This window comes from Burkholderia sp. AU38729 (assembly GCF_020419725.1).
GTDB lineage: Bacteria > Pseudomonadota > Gammaproteobacteria > Burkholderiales > Burkholderiaceae > Burkholderia.
In genome coordinates this window covers 373,125-388,172 of sequence record NZ_JAIZQO010000005.1, presented here as the reverse complement: position 1 = coordinate 388,172, position 15,048 = coordinate 373,125, and the positions used below count along the sequence as shown (strand labels likewise).

Here is a 15,048-nt window from a genome sequence, read left to right as displayed (position 1 = left end):
AACGCGGGCAGCACGCCGCGCGCGGCCGCCTCATGGCGAACGCGCGGGCATGCCCGCCGGCGGTGTCAGGTAGGGAGAGCCGCCGGCCGTTTCAGCTCGGCCGGCCGGCGCGGAAAGCGCAGCCAGAACGTCGTGCGCCGGCCCGGGTCGCTGTCGACGCCGCATTCGCCGCCGTGGTTGTCCATGATCGAGCGGACGATCGCGAGCCCCAGCCCCGTCCCTTGCGCCGAATTGTGCCGGGACGGATCGACGCGATAGAAGCGCTCGAAGATCCTTCCAACATGCTGGGCCTCGATGCCGGGCCCCGTATCCGACACGGCGATCGTCGTCGCCCCGCCCTGCTCCACGCAATCGATCGTCACGATGCTGCCGCGCGGCGCGTAGGCCAGCGCATTCGACAGCAGGTTGCTCAGCGCGCGCTGGTACAGCGTCAGATCCGCATCGACCCACGCATGGCCGTCGACCTTCACCGTCACGCCGGCATCCTCCGCCAGCGGCTCGTAGTAGCCCGCGACGCGCCCCGCTTCTTCCGACGCATCCAGGCGCCGCACACTGATCGACGTGCCGGCCTGTTCCGAACGCGCCAGGAACAGCATGTCCTCGATCATCCGCGACAACCGCTGGTATTCGTCGATGCTCGACTCGATCACGTTCCGGTATTCGTCCGCGCTGCGCGGCTGCGACAGCACGACCTGCGCGGCCGCCTGCAGGTTCGTGAGCGGCGTGCGCATGTCGTGCGCGAGATTCGACGAGAACTGGCTCAGCCGCGTGAACGACTCGTTCAACCGTTCGAGCATGCCGTTGAACGCGTGCTCGAGCTCCTTCAGCTCGCCGGCCGTATCGAGCGCGGGCAGCGGATGGGCGAGCCGGCTCGTCGACATCTGTTCGGCGCGCGCCGCGAACCGCCGCAGCGGGCTCAGTCCGAGCGCGGCGATGCCGTAGGCGATCGCGGCCGCGAGCACCACGCCGAACACCTCGATCACGACGATCGTATAAGCGTGCGTGCGCAGCAGCAGCACGTCGGCGCTGCGGTCGTACTGCACCACGACGCGCACCACGGGCGCACCCGTGCCCGTGCCCGTGCCTGCAAGCGGCACATTCGTCACCAGATACTGCTGCCGTGCGCCCGGCGGCGCGACGCCGACCGGCACGCGCCCTGCATTCAGCGACATCAGCGGCGCAACGAGGCGGAAGCCGGGCGTGCCGACCAGGCGCGCACCCGTGGCGTCGAAGATCGCGAGATCCATGTTCGGATGACCATGCAACTGGTCGATCCAGATGTCGGTGTTGCGCGCGACGTCGGCGGTCGAGCGTGCTTCGGCCAGATGCGCGCCCAACGCGGCGGAGATGCCGGCCATCTGCTCGGCCGCCGCGGTTTCGACGCGATTGCTCAGCGCCTCGTACAGCGCGACGCCGCTCGACGCGAGGATCACCGACGTCGACAGGATGATCAGCGCGGTCAGGCGTCCGCGCAGCGTGCGCGGCAACAGGCGCGCGATCACGTCGCGCTGCCGCCGCGCGCCTCGAGCACGTAGCCCATGCCGCGCACGGTGTGGATCAGCTTCGGGTCGTATGCATCGTCGATCTTCGAGCGCAGGCGCCGGATCGCCGAATCGACGACGTTCGTGTCGCTGTTGAAATTCATGTCCCACACCTGCGACGCGATCGTCGCGCGCGGCAGGATCTCGCCCTCGCGGCGCATCAGCAGCCACAGCAGCGCGAACTCCTTCGCGGTCAGCAGGATCGTGTCGCCCTGCCGGGTGGCCTTGCGGCGCGTCAGGTCGAGTTCGAGGTCGGCCACGCGCAGCGTGTTCGAATCGCGCGGCTGGCCGCGCCGCAGGATCGACTTGATGCGGGCGGTCAGCTCGACGAAGTCGAACGGCTTCGCGAGATAGTCGTCGGCGCCGAGCTCGAGGCCCTTCACGCGATCGCCGACATCGTCGCGCGCGGTCAGGAACAGCACGGGCGTCGACTTGCTGCGCCGCAGGTTCTGCAGCAGCGTCCAGCCGTCCTGCCCGGGCAGCATCACGTCGAGCACGAGCAGGTCGTATTCCTCGGTCTCGGCCTGATGCTGGCCCGTGATGCCGTCCTCGACCCAGTCGACGACATAGCCGGCCTCGGTCAACCCCTTGCGCAGGTACGCGCCCGTCTTCGGTTCATCCTCGACAATCAGAATTCGCATCACGCATTACCCTTGAAGAAACCCAGCCGGCGCAGCACGCCCGAGCCGAAGCCGCCGCGCAACGCCGCGCGCCACGACACCGCATGGCTGACACGGTACAGCACCGGCAGCACCAGCAGCGTCAGCGCCGTGGACGACAGGATACCGCCGATCACGACCGTCGCGAGCGGGCGCTGCACCTCGGCGCCGGTGCCGGTCGCGAACGCCATCGGCAGAAAGCCCAGCGACGCGACGAGCGCGGTCATCAGCACCGGCCGCAGCCGCGTGAGCGCGCCTTCGCGCACGGCGGCCTCGAGCGGCATCCCTTCGTCGCGCAGGTTGCGGATGAACGAGATCATCACGAGCCCGTTGAGCACGGCGACGCCGGACAGCGCGATGAAGCCGACCGCCGCCGTGATCGACAGCGGAATCCCGCGCAGCCATAGCGACACGACGCCGCCGCTCAGCGCGAACGGAATGCCGGTGAACACGAGCAGCCCGTCCTTCACGTTGTTGAACATCACGAACAGAAGCACGAACACCATGAACAGCGCAAGCGGCACGACCAGCTTCAGGCGCTCGCTCGCGCTCTGCAGCTGCTCGAACTGACCGCCCCACGACACCCAGTAGCCGGCCGGCACGCGCACGTCCTGCTGCAGTTGCTCGCGTGCGTCGGCGACGAACGACCCGACGTCGCGCCCGCGCGCGTTCGCGCTGACGACCACGCGCCGCTTGCCGTCCTCGCGGCTGATCTGGTTCGGGCCCGGTGCGACGTCGATCGTCGCCAGTTCCGCGAGCGGCACGTACGGCGCCGCCGCGAGCGGTGCGCTGGCGCCGGCCGCCGGTGCGGGCAACGCGATCGGCAGCCGCTTGATCGCCTCGATGTCCGAGCGCAGCTCGTCGGGCAGCCGCACGACGATGTCGAAGCGCCGGTCGCCCTGGAACAGCGTGCCGGCCTTCTGCCCGCCGACGGCCGCGGCCACCGAGTCCTGCAGGTCCGCCACGCTCACGCCGTAGCGCGCGAGCTTGTCGCGATCGAGGTTGACGGTCAGCACGGGCAGGCCGGTGGTCTGCTCGACCTTCACCTCGGACGCGCCCGGCACCTTCTGCAGCGCGGCCGCGATCTGCTCGCCGGTCTGGTTCAGCACGGCCATGTCGTCGCCGAAGATCTTCACGGCGACGTCGCTGCGCACGCCCGAGATCAGTTCGTTGAAACGCAGCTGGATCGGCTGCGAGAACTCGTAGGCGTTGCCCGGCAGCTCGGCGAGCGCTTCCTCGATCTCGCGCACGAGCTGGTCGCGCGGCTTCTTAGGGTCGGGCCACTGGTCGGCCGGCTTCAGCATGATGTAGCCGTCCGACAGGTTCGGCGGCATCGGGTCGGCCGCGATCTCGGCCGTGCCGGTGCGCGCGAACACGCGCTCGATCTCGGGGAAGCGCGCCTTCAGCGTCTTCTCGATCGCCTTCTGCATCTCGACCGACTGCGACAGGCTCGTGCCGGGAATCCGCAAGGCGGCCACGGCCAGGTCGCCTTCGTTGAGGCTCGGGATGAACTCGCTGCCGAGCCGCGTGGCCAGCCCGAGCGTGGCCAGCACGATCACGCCCGCGCCGATCATCACGCGCGCCGGGCGCGTCATGAATGCGGCGAGCGCCGGCTCGTACGCGCGCCGCGCCCAGCCCATCAGCCGGTTCTCCTTCTCCTCGACACGCTCGCCGATGAACAGCGCGACGGCCGCCGGAATGAACGTGACGGTCAGCACCATCGCGGCCGCGAGCGCCATCACGACGGTAATGGCCATCGGGTGGAACATCTTGCCTTCGACACCTGTGAGCGCAAAGATCGGCAGGTACACGACCATGATGATCAGTTGTCCGAAGATCAGCGCGCGACGCGCTTCCTGCGATGCGCCGAACACTTCCGCGAAGCGCTCGTCGCGTGTCAGGGGCCGGCCGGCAGCGCCCTGCGCATGCGCGAGCCGTCTCACGCAGTTCTCGACGATCACCACCGCGCCGTCGACGATGATCCCGAAGTCGAGCGCGCCGAGGCTCATCAGGTTCGCGCTCACCTTCGCGTTCACCATGCCGGTGAAGGTCATCAGCATCGACAGCGGGATCACGAGCGCGGTGATCAGCGCCGCGCGCATGTTACCGAGGAACAGGAACAGCACGGCGATCACGAGAATCGCGCCTTCCAGCAGGTTCTTCTTCACCGTCGCGACGGCCTTCTCGACGAGCACGGTGCGGTCGTACACGGGGATCGCCTTCACGCCGGACGGCAGCGTGCGGTTCACGTCCTCCATCTTCGCGGCGACGGCCTTCGCGACCGTGCGGCTGTTCTCGCCCATCAGCATGAAGACCGTGCCGAGCACGACCTCCTCGCCATCCGACGTCGCCGCGCCGGTGCGCAGCTCGCGGCCGATGTCGACCAGCCCGACGTCCTTCATCCGCACCGGCACGCCGCCGACGTTGGTCAGCACGATGCTGGCGATGTCGTCGACGGTGCGCGCCTGGCCCGGCACACGCACCAGATACTGCTCGCCGCGCTTCTCGATGTAGCCGGCGCCGACGTTGTCGTTGTTGCGCTCCAGCGCGCGCACGATGTCGGCGAGCGTCAGCCCGTACGACATCAGCTTTGCCGGGTTCGGCGCGACACGGTATTCCTTCACGTAGCCGCCGATCGAGTTGACCTCGGTCACGCCGCGCACGTTGCGAAGCTGCGGCCGGACGACCCAGTCCTGCAGCTCGCGCAGGTCGGCCGCCGTATAGCGCGTGCCGTCGGGCTTGCGCGCGTTGGCGTCGGCTTCGACGGTCCACAGGTAGATCTCGCCGAGGCCCGTCGATGTCGGCCCCATTGCGGGCGTGATACCGGCCGGCAGCTTGTCTTTCGCTTCCTGAATGCGCTCGTTGACGAGCTGTCGCGCGAAATAGATGTCGGTGCCGTCCTTGAAGATCACCGTGACCTGCGACAGCCCGTAGCGCGAGATCGAGCGCGTCTGCTCGAGGCCCGGCAGGCCGGCCATCACGGTCTCGACCGGATAGGTGATGCGCTGCTCGGCCTCCAGCGGCGAATAGCCGGGCGCGGCCGTGTTGATCTGGACCTGCACGTTGGTGATGTCGGGCACCGCGTCGATCGGCAGCTTCTGGTAGCTGAACACGCCCAGCGCGGCCACGGCCGCGATCGCCAGCATCACGAGCCAGCGGTGCGCAATCGCAAAGCGGATCAGGCGCTCAAACATGACGGGATTCCTTGAAACGGGGCACGGTCACCCTCGACGGACGGGCCGCCCGGCCAGTTACACGGCGGGCCGGAAAGCGGGCCGCATACCGGGCCGCAAGGCGTGCAATGGCACACACGTAGCGCTCATTCATGTTCCGCGCTCCCCTTGCCGAGTTCGGCCTTCAGCACGAAGCTGTTCGACGCCGCGTATTCCTGGCCCGGCTTGAGCCCCTTCAGCACTTCGGTCGCCCGTTCGTCGCGCCGGCCCGTTTCGACGGCCTGCGCGACGAAACCCTTCGACGAGCGCACGAAGACGGACGGTGCGCCGTCGACGTCCTGCAGCGCGTCGCTCGCGACCGCGAGCGGCACGCTCTGCTTGCCCGCGTCGACCGACACGTTCACGAACATCCCGGGCCGCCACACGCCGTCCGGGTTCGGCAGCACGACGCGCGCCGGCGCGGTGCGCGTCTGTTCGCCGAGCAGCGACCCCACGTACGCGATCGGGCCGCTCGAGCGCGATTCGAACGCGGTCGCGATGACCGTCGCATCGCGGCCGACCCGCACGTCGTTCAACCGCTGCGCCGGCACGGCCATCTCGGCCCATACCGTCGAGAGATCAGAAATCACGAACATGCTGGCATCGGCGGCAATCGCTTCACCCGGTGTTGCATGCTTCTCGACGATCGTGCCCGCGAACGGCGCGCGCAGTTCGTAGCGGTTCAGCGCGCCCGCGCCGACCGGCGCATTCAGCGCGGCCAGCTTCTGCCGCGCGTTCTGCACGGCGATCTCGGCTTCACGCAACTGCACCTGCGCCTGCTGGTAGTCCTGCTCGGCCGAGATGCGCTCCTTCCACAGCGTGCGCTCGCGCTCGTAGGTCGCGCGGGCGCCCGACAGCCGGCGCTCGGCCGTCAGCAGCTCGCTGCGCCGGTCGGCGAGATCGGTGCTCGCGATCACGGCCAGCACCTGCCCCTTCGCGACGTTCTGCCCGAGCGACACCGACACCTGCTCGACGATGCCGGCCACGCGCGGCACCACATGCGCGGTGCGATCCTCGTTGAACTTGATCTCGCCCGGCAACTGGAACGGCGTCGCGATCTGCGCGGGGCCGGCCTTCGCCAGCGCGATCTTCGAGGTCGCGAGCTGCGCGTCGGTCAGCGCGATCGCGCCGTCGGCGCGCGCGAACGGGAAGGATGCCGATTCGTTGCCCGCCTTCACGTCGATCGTCGCGTCGAACACGTGCGGCTTGCCGATCGACTGCGCGGATACGAACTTCTGGCCGGCCGCGTCGAAACGCAACGGTTCGTGCGTGCGGTCGTAGCGAACCAGCGTGCCGGACACGGTGACGCCCTTGTCGGCCGGCTTGCCGTCGACGAACGGATAGACGATGAGGCGTGCGTCTCCAGGCTTCTCCGTCATCACGATTTCGACGGACAGCTTGCCGCGCTTGAGCACGACACCGCCGCGCTCGCCGGTGGCTTCGATGGGTGAAGCGGCAACGGCCGCCGATGCGGACGCACCGTTGCCGCCGCCGTTGCGCGTGACGCCGAGTGCGCCGATGACGATCCCGGCGCTGCCGAGCACGACCGCCGCGATGATCAGGATTCTGTTGCGTGACATGGTGATCCTTCAGGTAAAAGAGGCGTCCGTTGCGCTATTGCGCGGCCGGTGCAAGCGGTGCAAGCGGCGTTCCGACCAGCCGGCCGATGTCGGCGCGAGCCGTATGGGCATCGGCGAGTGCGCGCACGTACTGCGACTGGCCCTGGAACAGCGTGCGCTGCGCATCGAGCACGTCGAGGAAGCTGAACTTCCCGAGTTCGTAGCCGCGCGACATCGCATCGAGCGCGAGACGCGCGGCCGGCAGGATGTCGGCCTTCAACCGCTGCGCTTCCTGCGCGGCGGCTTCGAAATTCGCGTACGCCTGCGTGAGGTCCAGCCGCAGGCGCGTGCGTTCGCGATCGAGATCGGCATTCGCGCGCGCGGCCTTGTGCGTCGCCTCGAGCAGCGCGCCCTGGTTCGTGTTGAACAGCGGAATCGGGATCGACACACCGACCACCGCCTGGTTGTCCGGCACGCCGCCCGTGGTCACGCGCTTCACGCCCGCGCTGATCGTCACGTCCGGAATGCGCCGCGCGCGTTCGAGCGACACGGCCGCGTTCGAGCGCAGCATCTCGGCGCGTGCGATTCGTGCCAGCGGAGCGTCATCGAGCTGCGCGGTCAGCGCGGACAGTTGCTCGACCGGCGGCACGGCTTCGAGGTCGCCCTGCACCGCAAGCCGGCCGTCGCGTGCTTCGCCCATCACCGCGTTCAGCTTTTCGCGCGCGACCTCGACACGGCCGCGCGCGGTCACCACTTCGATCTGCACGCCGGCCGCCGCCACGTGCGCCTTGGTCGCCTCGACCGGCGACACCTTGCCGGCCTGCGCCCGGCGGCTCGCGAGATCCGCGGAGCGCGCGGCGATCGCGGCCGATTCCTCGGTCACCTGAAGCTGACGCTGCGCGGCGAGCAACCCGTAGAACGCGGCGGTCACGTCGGCGCGCACGACGGCGCCCTGCTCGTCGAGCGATGCATTGGCCGCTTCCCTGCCGTACGACGCGACATCGAGCCGCGCGCTGCGCTTGCCGCCGAGTTCGATCGTCTGGTTGATCAACGCGGTCGACGTGCGTTCGGCGCGGCGAAACCCTTCCTGCAGGAACGACACTTCGGGATTGGGACGCGCGCCGGCCTGCATCAGTGCACCGGCCGACGCATCGACGTCCGCGCGCGCGCCGCGCAGCGCCGGATTGTTCCGGGCCGCGACCGATAGCGCATCGGCAAGCGTCAACGCATTGGAAGGGAGAGCGTCGGGGGGCGGTGCGCTGATCGGCGCAGCGCTGCCCGAGGCAGACGGGGCCGGCCCCGGCGACAGCGGCGGCTGCGCATGAGCCGTCGCGGCCATCGCGAAGACGATGGCCACGGCGAGGTTGAGCTTGAGCATGTTCGGTTCTGCGGTAACGGTTCGCGACCGATGCTACGGTCCGGCCGCAGTGTGAACATGAGGCGAAGATGATATTTCCGTCATGTTGGGGGCGTGGTATTCGCCGAGCCGGCGGACATATCGGCCCTGATAGTCAACTGCCGCTACGCCTGCGCGCCCACGAACGATCCAACAACGTCGTCAAAGTTAATCGGACTCGTCGCATCCCTTCCGACCATTCACTTCGGTCACGTCAAACTAATTGTCAGCATTCCAAAATTTAGAACTAGTTCTATAGACATCTTCACTTAAAAATATGACTGTTCAGGGTTCCGGCAGCACGACCGTAACCATGCCGCTCCATGACTTCATGGTCGTGCGCCCCCCTTGAAACCCTACACAACGAGACTTCACATCAATGAACGACTTCTTCCGCCGAGACGAGTACGAATTCGATGCTGACGACGATAAAGAATGGTTTCTTGTTCACTCCGGGGCCGTCACCAATACAAATCCGGGTTCGATGGTTCATGTTTACATCAATACGACCCCCATCTGCCCTAACATGACCAACAGAGAATTTCGAATTATGGTGGCGCGACTGATTAAATGGTCCATAATTCTAGTGGACCAAAGGATCGCCGATCTGAAGCAATATGACGAAAAAACCAGAGAAAGAATGATCTATTGGTTCAATCGATGCAATGAGAATACAAGACAATATCTCATCAATGGCTTCTCACGACAGCTCTCCGTTCTTAAAACACTAACGCCACACAACTTCGTTCGATCTGATCCGAACCTCGATAGAATGTTAGGTTGCGTCCCGAACATGGGTGACATTGACAACGAGGCCGCTCATGTTTGCGGGCCTAACACGGAGCGCAGGCTTATAAGTATCGCCGCGAAATTTTGCACCGGCTTGCGCGATCAGAATATGTACGGAGATTCTCGCCTATCTACGCTCATTCACGAAGTAACACATTTCGTTGACACCTTCGGCAGCTGCGACACTCGTTACGGGCTCGACCCCACATCAGCCGCATGGGCAAGAGCCAATCCCGAACTGGCATTGAGAAATGCGGATACACTCACCGGATTCGTGATCTACGGCGAAGATTTATTTTCAGAGTAAGGAGCCGGAATCAGCATGAGAATTTTTGTCTCGGCACTAATCGCACCCATCGCAACGTTGTTCTTTTTTTCCATGAATGCTGCAGCAGATTGCCAGGGATCACAAAATCTGCCGTCACAACAATTTTTCGTGACCTTCTCAGCCAATAGTCACGAAGTCTCGAAATCCGAACGGATGCGAATTGAACGATGGGTCTCGACAATGAACGCAAAATATCCAATTCAAAACCGGATCGACATCATTGGCAGTGCATCAAGAAATGAAATTGGCGCCGATCAACTTGCAACGAAACGTGCTTCCGCGACGGCGAAGGTGGTCATAGACGGTGGCCTGATAAACGCGCCACTTCAGATAAAGACGCAAATTTATCCAGCCAATAGCACAACCGAGCCAACATCGGACGCCCGCGAGGTCACCGTTCAAGTGAGCCCCGGCTGCCCCGACAACTGTTGTACGGGCCATTGACATGAACGCCGCCGCGCTTGCGTTGAACCCCACACATCCAGCGCTTTCGTGCGACGGCCCATCGAATCTATCAGGGCGCGATTTCGACGTTTGAATCGACAATGATTCGAGCGAAATTGAAGCTATCCGGGTGTTCTCAGGAATCAAACGGCCCCTTGCTTCACCCGCCGCCGCTCGACGAGCCAATCAAGCAATTGCCGCCCGTCGCGCTCGCCGAACCAGCGAGCATGACCGATCAGATAGCCGTCGTACGCGATATCGACGATGGCCGGTGCATCGATGATGCAGCCGAAATAAGCGACTTCCGACAGCGCGAACTCCGTATGCACGATCGGCAGCAGCGCGACCAGCGCCGCGTAGGCTTCGTCGCCCAGCGGGGCGAGCGATTCGTACCCGTCGAGTAGCGCATCGATCTGCGCATACTCGACGCGACGCGCATCGGCCGGCGCCATCCAGTCGACCGTATTGCGCTCGATCGCGAGCGCGAGATCCATCACCGCACAGGTGCGATCCGACAGCCCGAAATCCAGCACGGTCCGCACCTGCGCACCGGGCCCCGCTTCGGTCCACAACAGGTTCGACGCATGCCAGTCGCCGTGCGTCCACAGCGGCGGCAGCGCAGGCAACAGCGGCACGAGACGTGCGTGATACGGGCCGATCGCGTCGGCCACGTCGCCGCGCCAGTCACGCGCACCGAGCGCGCGCACGAGCAGCGGCTGCGCGTCGACCCAGCGTTCGAGCGCGCCCGCCAGATCGGCCGACGACAGCACGCGAAAGCTCGACAGCAGCGTCCGCACGGGCCGCGCCGGCGCATCGTAGCCTGCCGACGCGCGATGCAGCTCGGCCAGCGCGCGGCCGGCCGCGTATGCGTGCGAAGCATGCGCGAACGGCTGCCACGACATCACGCCGCGATACAGGTCGACGCCGGGCGCCCGTACGTGCACCTCGTAGGTCCAGTCGCCGGACGCAAATGCGGTCGCGCCGTCGCGATCGGCAAGAATGTCGACCACCGGCATCCCGCGCTCGCGCAGATGCGCGATGAAGCGATGCTCTTCCTCGAGCCCTTCCACATCGCGCAGGCTCACGTGATGACGCTTGACGAACAGCCCGCGCCCGTCCGTCATCTGCACCAGGACGGCCGCCGCGAACTGCCGCGGGCTGTGCCACGTGAGCCGCGCCGGCTCGCCGGCGCCGTCGATCCGGGCGAGCACCGCCGCCACCTCGTCGTGCGTCATCAGCGGCCAGTCGCGTTCGGCCTGCTCGCCGTCGACGCCGAATTGCGGCGGCGCGACGTCACGCGACAGGGGGCCGTCCGGCTCGAGGGGGAATGACATGAACGACGTTGCTCCGTGGTTGATTCAGATCGGCACGTGGATCAGCGCGCGCCGCCGCCGGTTGCCAGCGCACCGCCGGCCGCCGCGCGCAGCGCCGCGGCCGTGCGGCTCCAGTCGCGCCAGCCAACGACGGCCAGCCCGATGAACAGCGCATAGAGTCCGGCCGTCAGATACAGTTCCTTGAACACGAACATCCCGACGTACACGACGTTCACGACGATCCACAGCCCCCACGACGCGATGTAGCGCCGCGCAGTCCAGTATTGCGCGACGAGGCTGAACGCGGTCAGCGATGCATCGACGAACGGCAGCGCCGCATCGGTCCAGCGCGCCATCATGCCGCCGAGCAGCGCGCTGCCGACGACGGCCGCGATCAGGTCGGGCAGCATCTGCATCGGCCGCACGCCCGTGACGGGTGCAACGTCGCCTGCCGGTGCCGCACTGCCATTGGCTTCGCTCGCACGCTGCGCGAGCCAGCGTTGCCAGCCGTACACCTGCAGCACTGCGAAAGCGCCCTGCAGCAGCATGTCCGAATACAGCTTCGCGTCGAAGAAGATCCAGCCGTACAGCGCGACCGACACGAGCCCGACCGGCCAGCACAGCATGCGCCGCTTCGCGGTCAGCCAGATCGCGAGCGCGCTGACGATCACGCCGGCGATTTCGAGTGGGGACATCGTCTGTGCTCTCCAGGTTGGCTGCCGGGGCCGCACATCACGCGGCCGGCTCCGGACGGTCAGAAATCATAGGTCAACGACACGCGCGCGGTGCGCGGCGCACCCGGGAACAGGTACGCATCGCCCTGCTGCTCGCCCGCGTCGCGCCAGTAGAACTTGTTGAACAAGTTGTCCACCGATACGCGCAACACCGTGCGATGTCCAGCGATCTTCGTCGTATAGCGTGCGCCGAGATTGAACACGAACCACGACGGCACGCGCGCGGTGCCCTCCTCGTTCGCGTTGCGGGCCGCGCTGTACTCGACACCGCCCAGCACGTTCAGCCCCGCGACGCCCGGCACCGCGTAGTCCGCATACACGGTCGCGCGCAGCGCCGGCACGTTGATGATCTGGTGCCCTTCATACGCCGGCGACCCGGAATCGTACGCACGTGCACGAATCGCCGCGACGCTGGCCGTCAGCCCCAGGCGCTCGGTCACGCGCCCGGCCGCGCCGAGCTCGATCCCCTGGTGCCGCTGCGTGCCGCGCTGCACGAACGTGTAGCTCGTGCCCGATGCGTCCGGGTCGGCGAACTGGAACGGCTTGCTGATCGAGAACACGGCGGCCGTGAGGCTCAGCCGGTCGAGCCAGTCGTATTTTGCACCGACCTCGAACTGGTGCGATTCGACCGGCGGCAGGAACGCATACGCATTGGTCGCGCGCACCGGTGCCTGGTCGCCGAGCGACAGCGCCTTGCTGTACGACGCGTACAGCGACAGCACGTTCACCGGCTTGTAGACGAGCGCCACTTGCGGCAGGAACACCGAGCGGTCGGTATGCGTCGCGTCGCCGTCGAGGCTGCTCCAGCTGCGCTGGCGCAGCAGCACTTCCTTGCCGCCCGCGAGCACCTGCCAGTGTTCGCCGATGCTGATGCGGTCGAGCCCGAACACGCCGTACTGCCACGCATCGAGGCGCGGATACGACGGGCCGGGCGAATTCGGCGACGGCGAGAACGTCGTGTCGGGCCCGTAGATGTTTTCGCTGCCTCTGATGTCGTACACGGCGTCGGCCATGCTCACGACGCGGCGCTGCACGCTCATGCCGAGCGTCAGCTCGTGCCGCAGCGGGCCGGTCGCGAACTTGCCGGTCGTGACCGCACGCAGGTCGTCGTTGCGACGATATTCGCCGGGGCTGCGGAAGTCGTAGACGTCGTAGTCGCCGTTCGCGCCGAAGAAGAACGGCGACGTCGCGCCGGCCGTGCAGCTCGCCGCGTACGAGCAACCGTACGCGAACGCGCTGTTGTCGTCGATCATCGTGCGGCTGCGGCCGGCGGCGATGTAGGCCTTCCAGTCGTCGTTGAACTGGTAGTCGAAGCGCGCGTTCAGGTTCAGCGCATCGGTCGTCAGCGGTTTCGCCCACGGTTGCGTGCCGAGCGCCTTCGACGTCGTCTTGACCGACGGCACGATGGTGCCGCCAAGCAACTGATAGCCGGGTGCGGAACGTTGGATCCACTGCTGGAATTCGGCGTTGAGCTGCAGGCTCGCACGCGGGCTGATGTCCCAGTCGGCGGCGATCGAGCCGAACGTGCGCCGTCCGTTCGTGCCGTCGATGTACGAGTGCATGTTCTCCTTCGCGGCATTGATCCGGAAGCCGAACTGATTGTCGGGGCCGAAGCGGCGGCCGAGATCGACGGCCGCCGACGTCGAGCCGCGGCTGTCGACGCCGCCCGTCACGCTCGCGACGTTCGCCGAGCGCTTCGTCACGAAGTTGATCACGCCGCCCGGTGCGACGACGCCGCTGTCGATGCCGGCGAGCCCCTTCAGGATCTCGACGCGCTCCTTGTTCTCGAGCGGCACGTTCTGCTCGCCGGACACCGTCAGCCCGTCGATCCGGATTGCGCTCGCGAGATCGACCGGGAAGCCGCGGATCGCAAAGCCTTCGAAATAACCGACCGGCGCATAGTCGTTGACGACCGATGCGTCGTTGCGCACGACGTCGCTCAACCGCTTCGCCTGCTGGTCGTCGAGCTGCGCGCGCGTGACGACGCTCACCGACGCCGGCGTGTCGCGCAGCGGGGTGTCGTCGAGCCCCGCGACCGATGCGTTGCGTACGCGCAGCGCATTGCCGCGCTCGCCGCTCACCGTGATCGTCGGCAGCGTCGCGCTGCCGGTTGCATCGGCATCCGGCGCCGGCGTGTCGCCCTGCGCTGCGGCGGCCTGTGCCGCGAAAAGCGTGATGCCGAGACCGACGCCAAGCCCGACCTTCGCGCGCCGCCGCCGTGCGGGCGACGCTGTTGTTCTATTCACCGTCATTGTTCTGGATGGAAAACTCGCCACTCGACCCTGTCGAAACCGTTTACGAAGCTGCGAAGCGTGCCCGTGCGCGACATTCATCAGACGAACCGGACGATGCGGCACGCAAGCGGGCCGCTCGGTCGGGAAGACGCAGGATGGGACGTCGGATTCAGGTGATGCGCCGGGAACCGACGCGACCGTCGACGGGTTCGTCGGGGGCGTGTCGGGCGGCCGGCGGCATCGCGCGGTCTTGTCATGCGGGGGGACGCTTCGAACGCCTCGGTGCGGGCGCGACGCACTTGCGCGCACCGTTCGCTGGAACGGCGGCGTGCCCGTCGCGCGCGACATCGCGGCGCGGCGCGCATTTTACCCCGGGCGGGGCTGACCGACCTGGAATCGGGCGAAACGGGAAACGGGGAAGGCGGGAATGAGGACAGCGCGATTCGCGCGGCACGACGACGGTGCCGATGGGCGCGTGACTTGCGTCGTGCGCGCCCGCCTCAATGACCGGCGCCGTTGCGCACCGGTCATACGGCCGGAAACCGGAGCGGGAACGTTCGCCCGCTCGCGATTCGTCGGCCGTCTGCTCAGAACCCCTGCATCGTCACGGTCGGATCGACGACCAGGTGCACGACGCCGTAGATGACCGCGCCGACGAGCACTGCGAGGATGATCGCCACGAACGGCAGCATCGTGAAGTTGGCGTTCGCGAGATCGGTCGCGTGCGCCTTGCTGTTGCGTACGCCGAAGAAACTCCACAGGACCAGTTTGATCATGCCGAGCAGTTTCATGATTGCGCTCCTTTCCTCTATCGGTTGACGCTATCGTCGATCCAACCG

General features: G+C 66.6%; 11 protein-coding genes. 2 read left to right on the top strand and 9 right to left on the bottom strand.

Going from position 1 to position 15,048, the window contains the following annotated elements; translation table 11 throughout:
- Positions 1-65: 65 nt before the first annotated feature.
- The 5 genes from LGM56_RS16305 to LGM56_RS16285 all read right to left on the bottom strand — a co-directional run bounded on the left by LGM56_RS16305 (position 66) and on the right by LGM56_RS16285 (position 8,349).
- Positions 66-1,502, bottom strand: a complete 1,437-nt coding sequence (locus LGM56_RS16305; protein WP_226205698.1) for a heavy metal sensor histidine kinase — start codon at positions 1,500-1,502, stop codon at positions 66-68.
- Positions 1,499-2,182 carry a heavy metal response regulator transcription factor IrlR gene (gene irlR / locus LGM56_RS16300; protein ID WP_089497548.1) on the bottom strand — a complete coding sequence of 228 codons (684 nt, stop codon included), beginning with the start codon at positions 2,180-2,182 and terminating at the stop codon, positions 1,499-1,501. The genes LGM56_RS16305 and irlR overlap by 4 nt, the downstream gene beginning before the upstream one ends.
- Positions 2,182-5,394, bottom strand: coding sequence for an efflux RND transporter permease subunit (locus tag LGM56_RS16295; RefSeq protein ID WP_226205696.1), 3,213 nt, complete (start codon positions 5,392-5,394; stop codon positions 2,182-2,184). The genes irlR and LGM56_RS16295 overlap by 1 nt, the downstream gene beginning before the upstream one ends.
- A 125-nt stretch (positions 5,395-5,519) precedes the next feature.
- Positions 5,520-6,992, bottom strand: coding sequence for an efflux RND transporter periplasmic adaptor subunit (locus LGM56_RS16290; RefSeq protein ID WP_226205694.1), 1,473 nt, complete (start codon positions 6,990-6,992; stop codon positions 5,520-5,522).
- A gap of 34 nt (positions 6,993-7,026) precedes the next feature.
- A complete protein-coding gene (locus LGM56_RS16285) occupies positions 7,027-8,349 on the bottom strand; it encodes a TolC family protein (protein ID WP_226205692.1) in 1,323 nt (440 codons plus the stop codon).
- Between the two features lie 397 nt (positions 8,350-8,746).
- On the opposite strand from LGM56_RS16285, the gene LGM56_RS16280 reads away from it, so the two are divergent.
- Positions 8,747-9,463, top strand: coding sequence for a M35 family metallo-endopeptidase (locus LGM56_RS16280; RefSeq protein WP_226205690.1), 717 nt, complete (start codon positions 8,747-8,749; stop codon positions 9,461-9,463).
- A gap of 15 nt (positions 9,464-9,478) precedes the next feature.
- Positions 9,479-9,928 (top strand): hypothetical protein, encoded by a 450-nt coding sequence (locus LGM56_RS16275; RefSeq protein ID WP_226205688.1) that lies wholly within the window; start codon positions 9,479-9,481, stop codon positions 9,926-9,928.
- Between the two features lie 143 nt (positions 9,929-10,071).
- Here the strand turns inward: LGM56_RS16275 and LGM56_RS16270 are convergent, their stop codons facing one another.
- The 4 genes from LGM56_RS16270 to LGM56_RS16255 form a co-directional block, all read right to left on the bottom strand.
- Positions 10,072-11,262: a phosphotransferase enzyme family protein gene (locus LGM56_RS16270; RefSeq protein WP_226205686.1), complete on the bottom strand. Its 1,191-nt coding sequence runs from the start codon at positions 11,260-11,262 to the stop codon at positions 10,072-10,074.
- A gap of 41 nt (positions 11,263-11,303) precedes the next feature.
- Positions 11,304-11,936 carry a nicotinamide riboside transporter PnuC gene (gene pnuC, locus LGM56_RS16265; protein ID WP_089497555.1) on the bottom strand — a complete coding sequence of 211 codons (633 nt, stop codon included), beginning with the start codon at positions 11,934-11,936 and terminating at the stop codon, positions 11,304-11,306.
- Between the two features lie 59 nt (positions 11,937-11,995).
- Positions 11,996-14,227 carry a TonB-dependent siderophore receptor gene (locus LGM56_RS16260; protein ID WP_226205685.1) on the bottom strand — a complete coding sequence of 744 codons (2,232 nt, stop codon included), beginning with the start codon at positions 14,225-14,227 and terminating at the stop codon, positions 11,996-11,998.
- A gap of 569 nt (positions 14,228-14,796) precedes the next feature.
- Positions 14,797-15,000, bottom strand: a complete 204-nt coding sequence (locus LGM56_RS16255) for a DUF2970 domain-containing protein (protein ID WP_043178166.1) — start codon at positions 14,998-15,000, stop codon at positions 14,797-14,799.
- Positions 15,001-15,048: the final 48 nt, after the last annotated feature.

Coding starts and splice junctions, on each gene's coding strand:
- irlR (WP_089497548.1), bottom strand. CDS start 2,182: ATGCGAATTCTGATTGTCGAGGATGAACCGAAGACGGGCGCGTACCTG.
- LGM56_RS16295 (WP_226205696.1), bottom strand. CDS start 5,394: ATGTTTGAGCGCCTGATCCGCTTTGCGATTGCGCACCGCTGGCTCGTG.
- LGM56_RS16290 (WP_226205694.1), bottom strand. CDS start 6,992: ATGTCACGCAACAGAATCCTGATCATCGCGGCGGTCGTGCTCGGCAGC.
- LGM56_RS16285 (WP_226205692.1), bottom strand. CDS start 8,349: ATGCTCAAGCTCAACCTCGCCGTGGCCATCGTCTTCGCGATGGCCGCG.
- LGM56_RS16280 (WP_226205690.1), top strand. CDS start 8,747: ATGAACGACTTCTTCCGCCGAGACGAGTACGAATTCGATGCTGACGAC.
- LGM56_RS16275 (WP_226205688.1), top strand. CDS start 9,479: ATGAGAATTTTTGTCTCGGCACTAATCGCACCCATCGCAACGTTGTTC.
- LGM56_RS16270 (WP_226205686.1), bottom strand. CDS start 11,262: ATGTCATTCCCCCTCGAGCCGGACGGCCCCCTGTCGCGTGACGTCGCG.
- pnuC (WP_089497555.1), bottom strand. CDS start 11,936: ATGTCCCCACTCGAAATCGCCGGCGTGATCGTCAGCGCGCTCGCGATC.
- LGM56_RS16260 (WP_226205685.1), bottom strand. CDS start 14,227: ATGACGGTGAATAGAACAACAGCGTCGCCCGCACGGCGGCGGCGCGCG.
- LGM56_RS16255 (WP_043178166.1), bottom strand. CDS start 15,000: ATGAAACTGCTCGGCATGATCAAACTGGTCCTGTGGAGTTTCTTCGGC.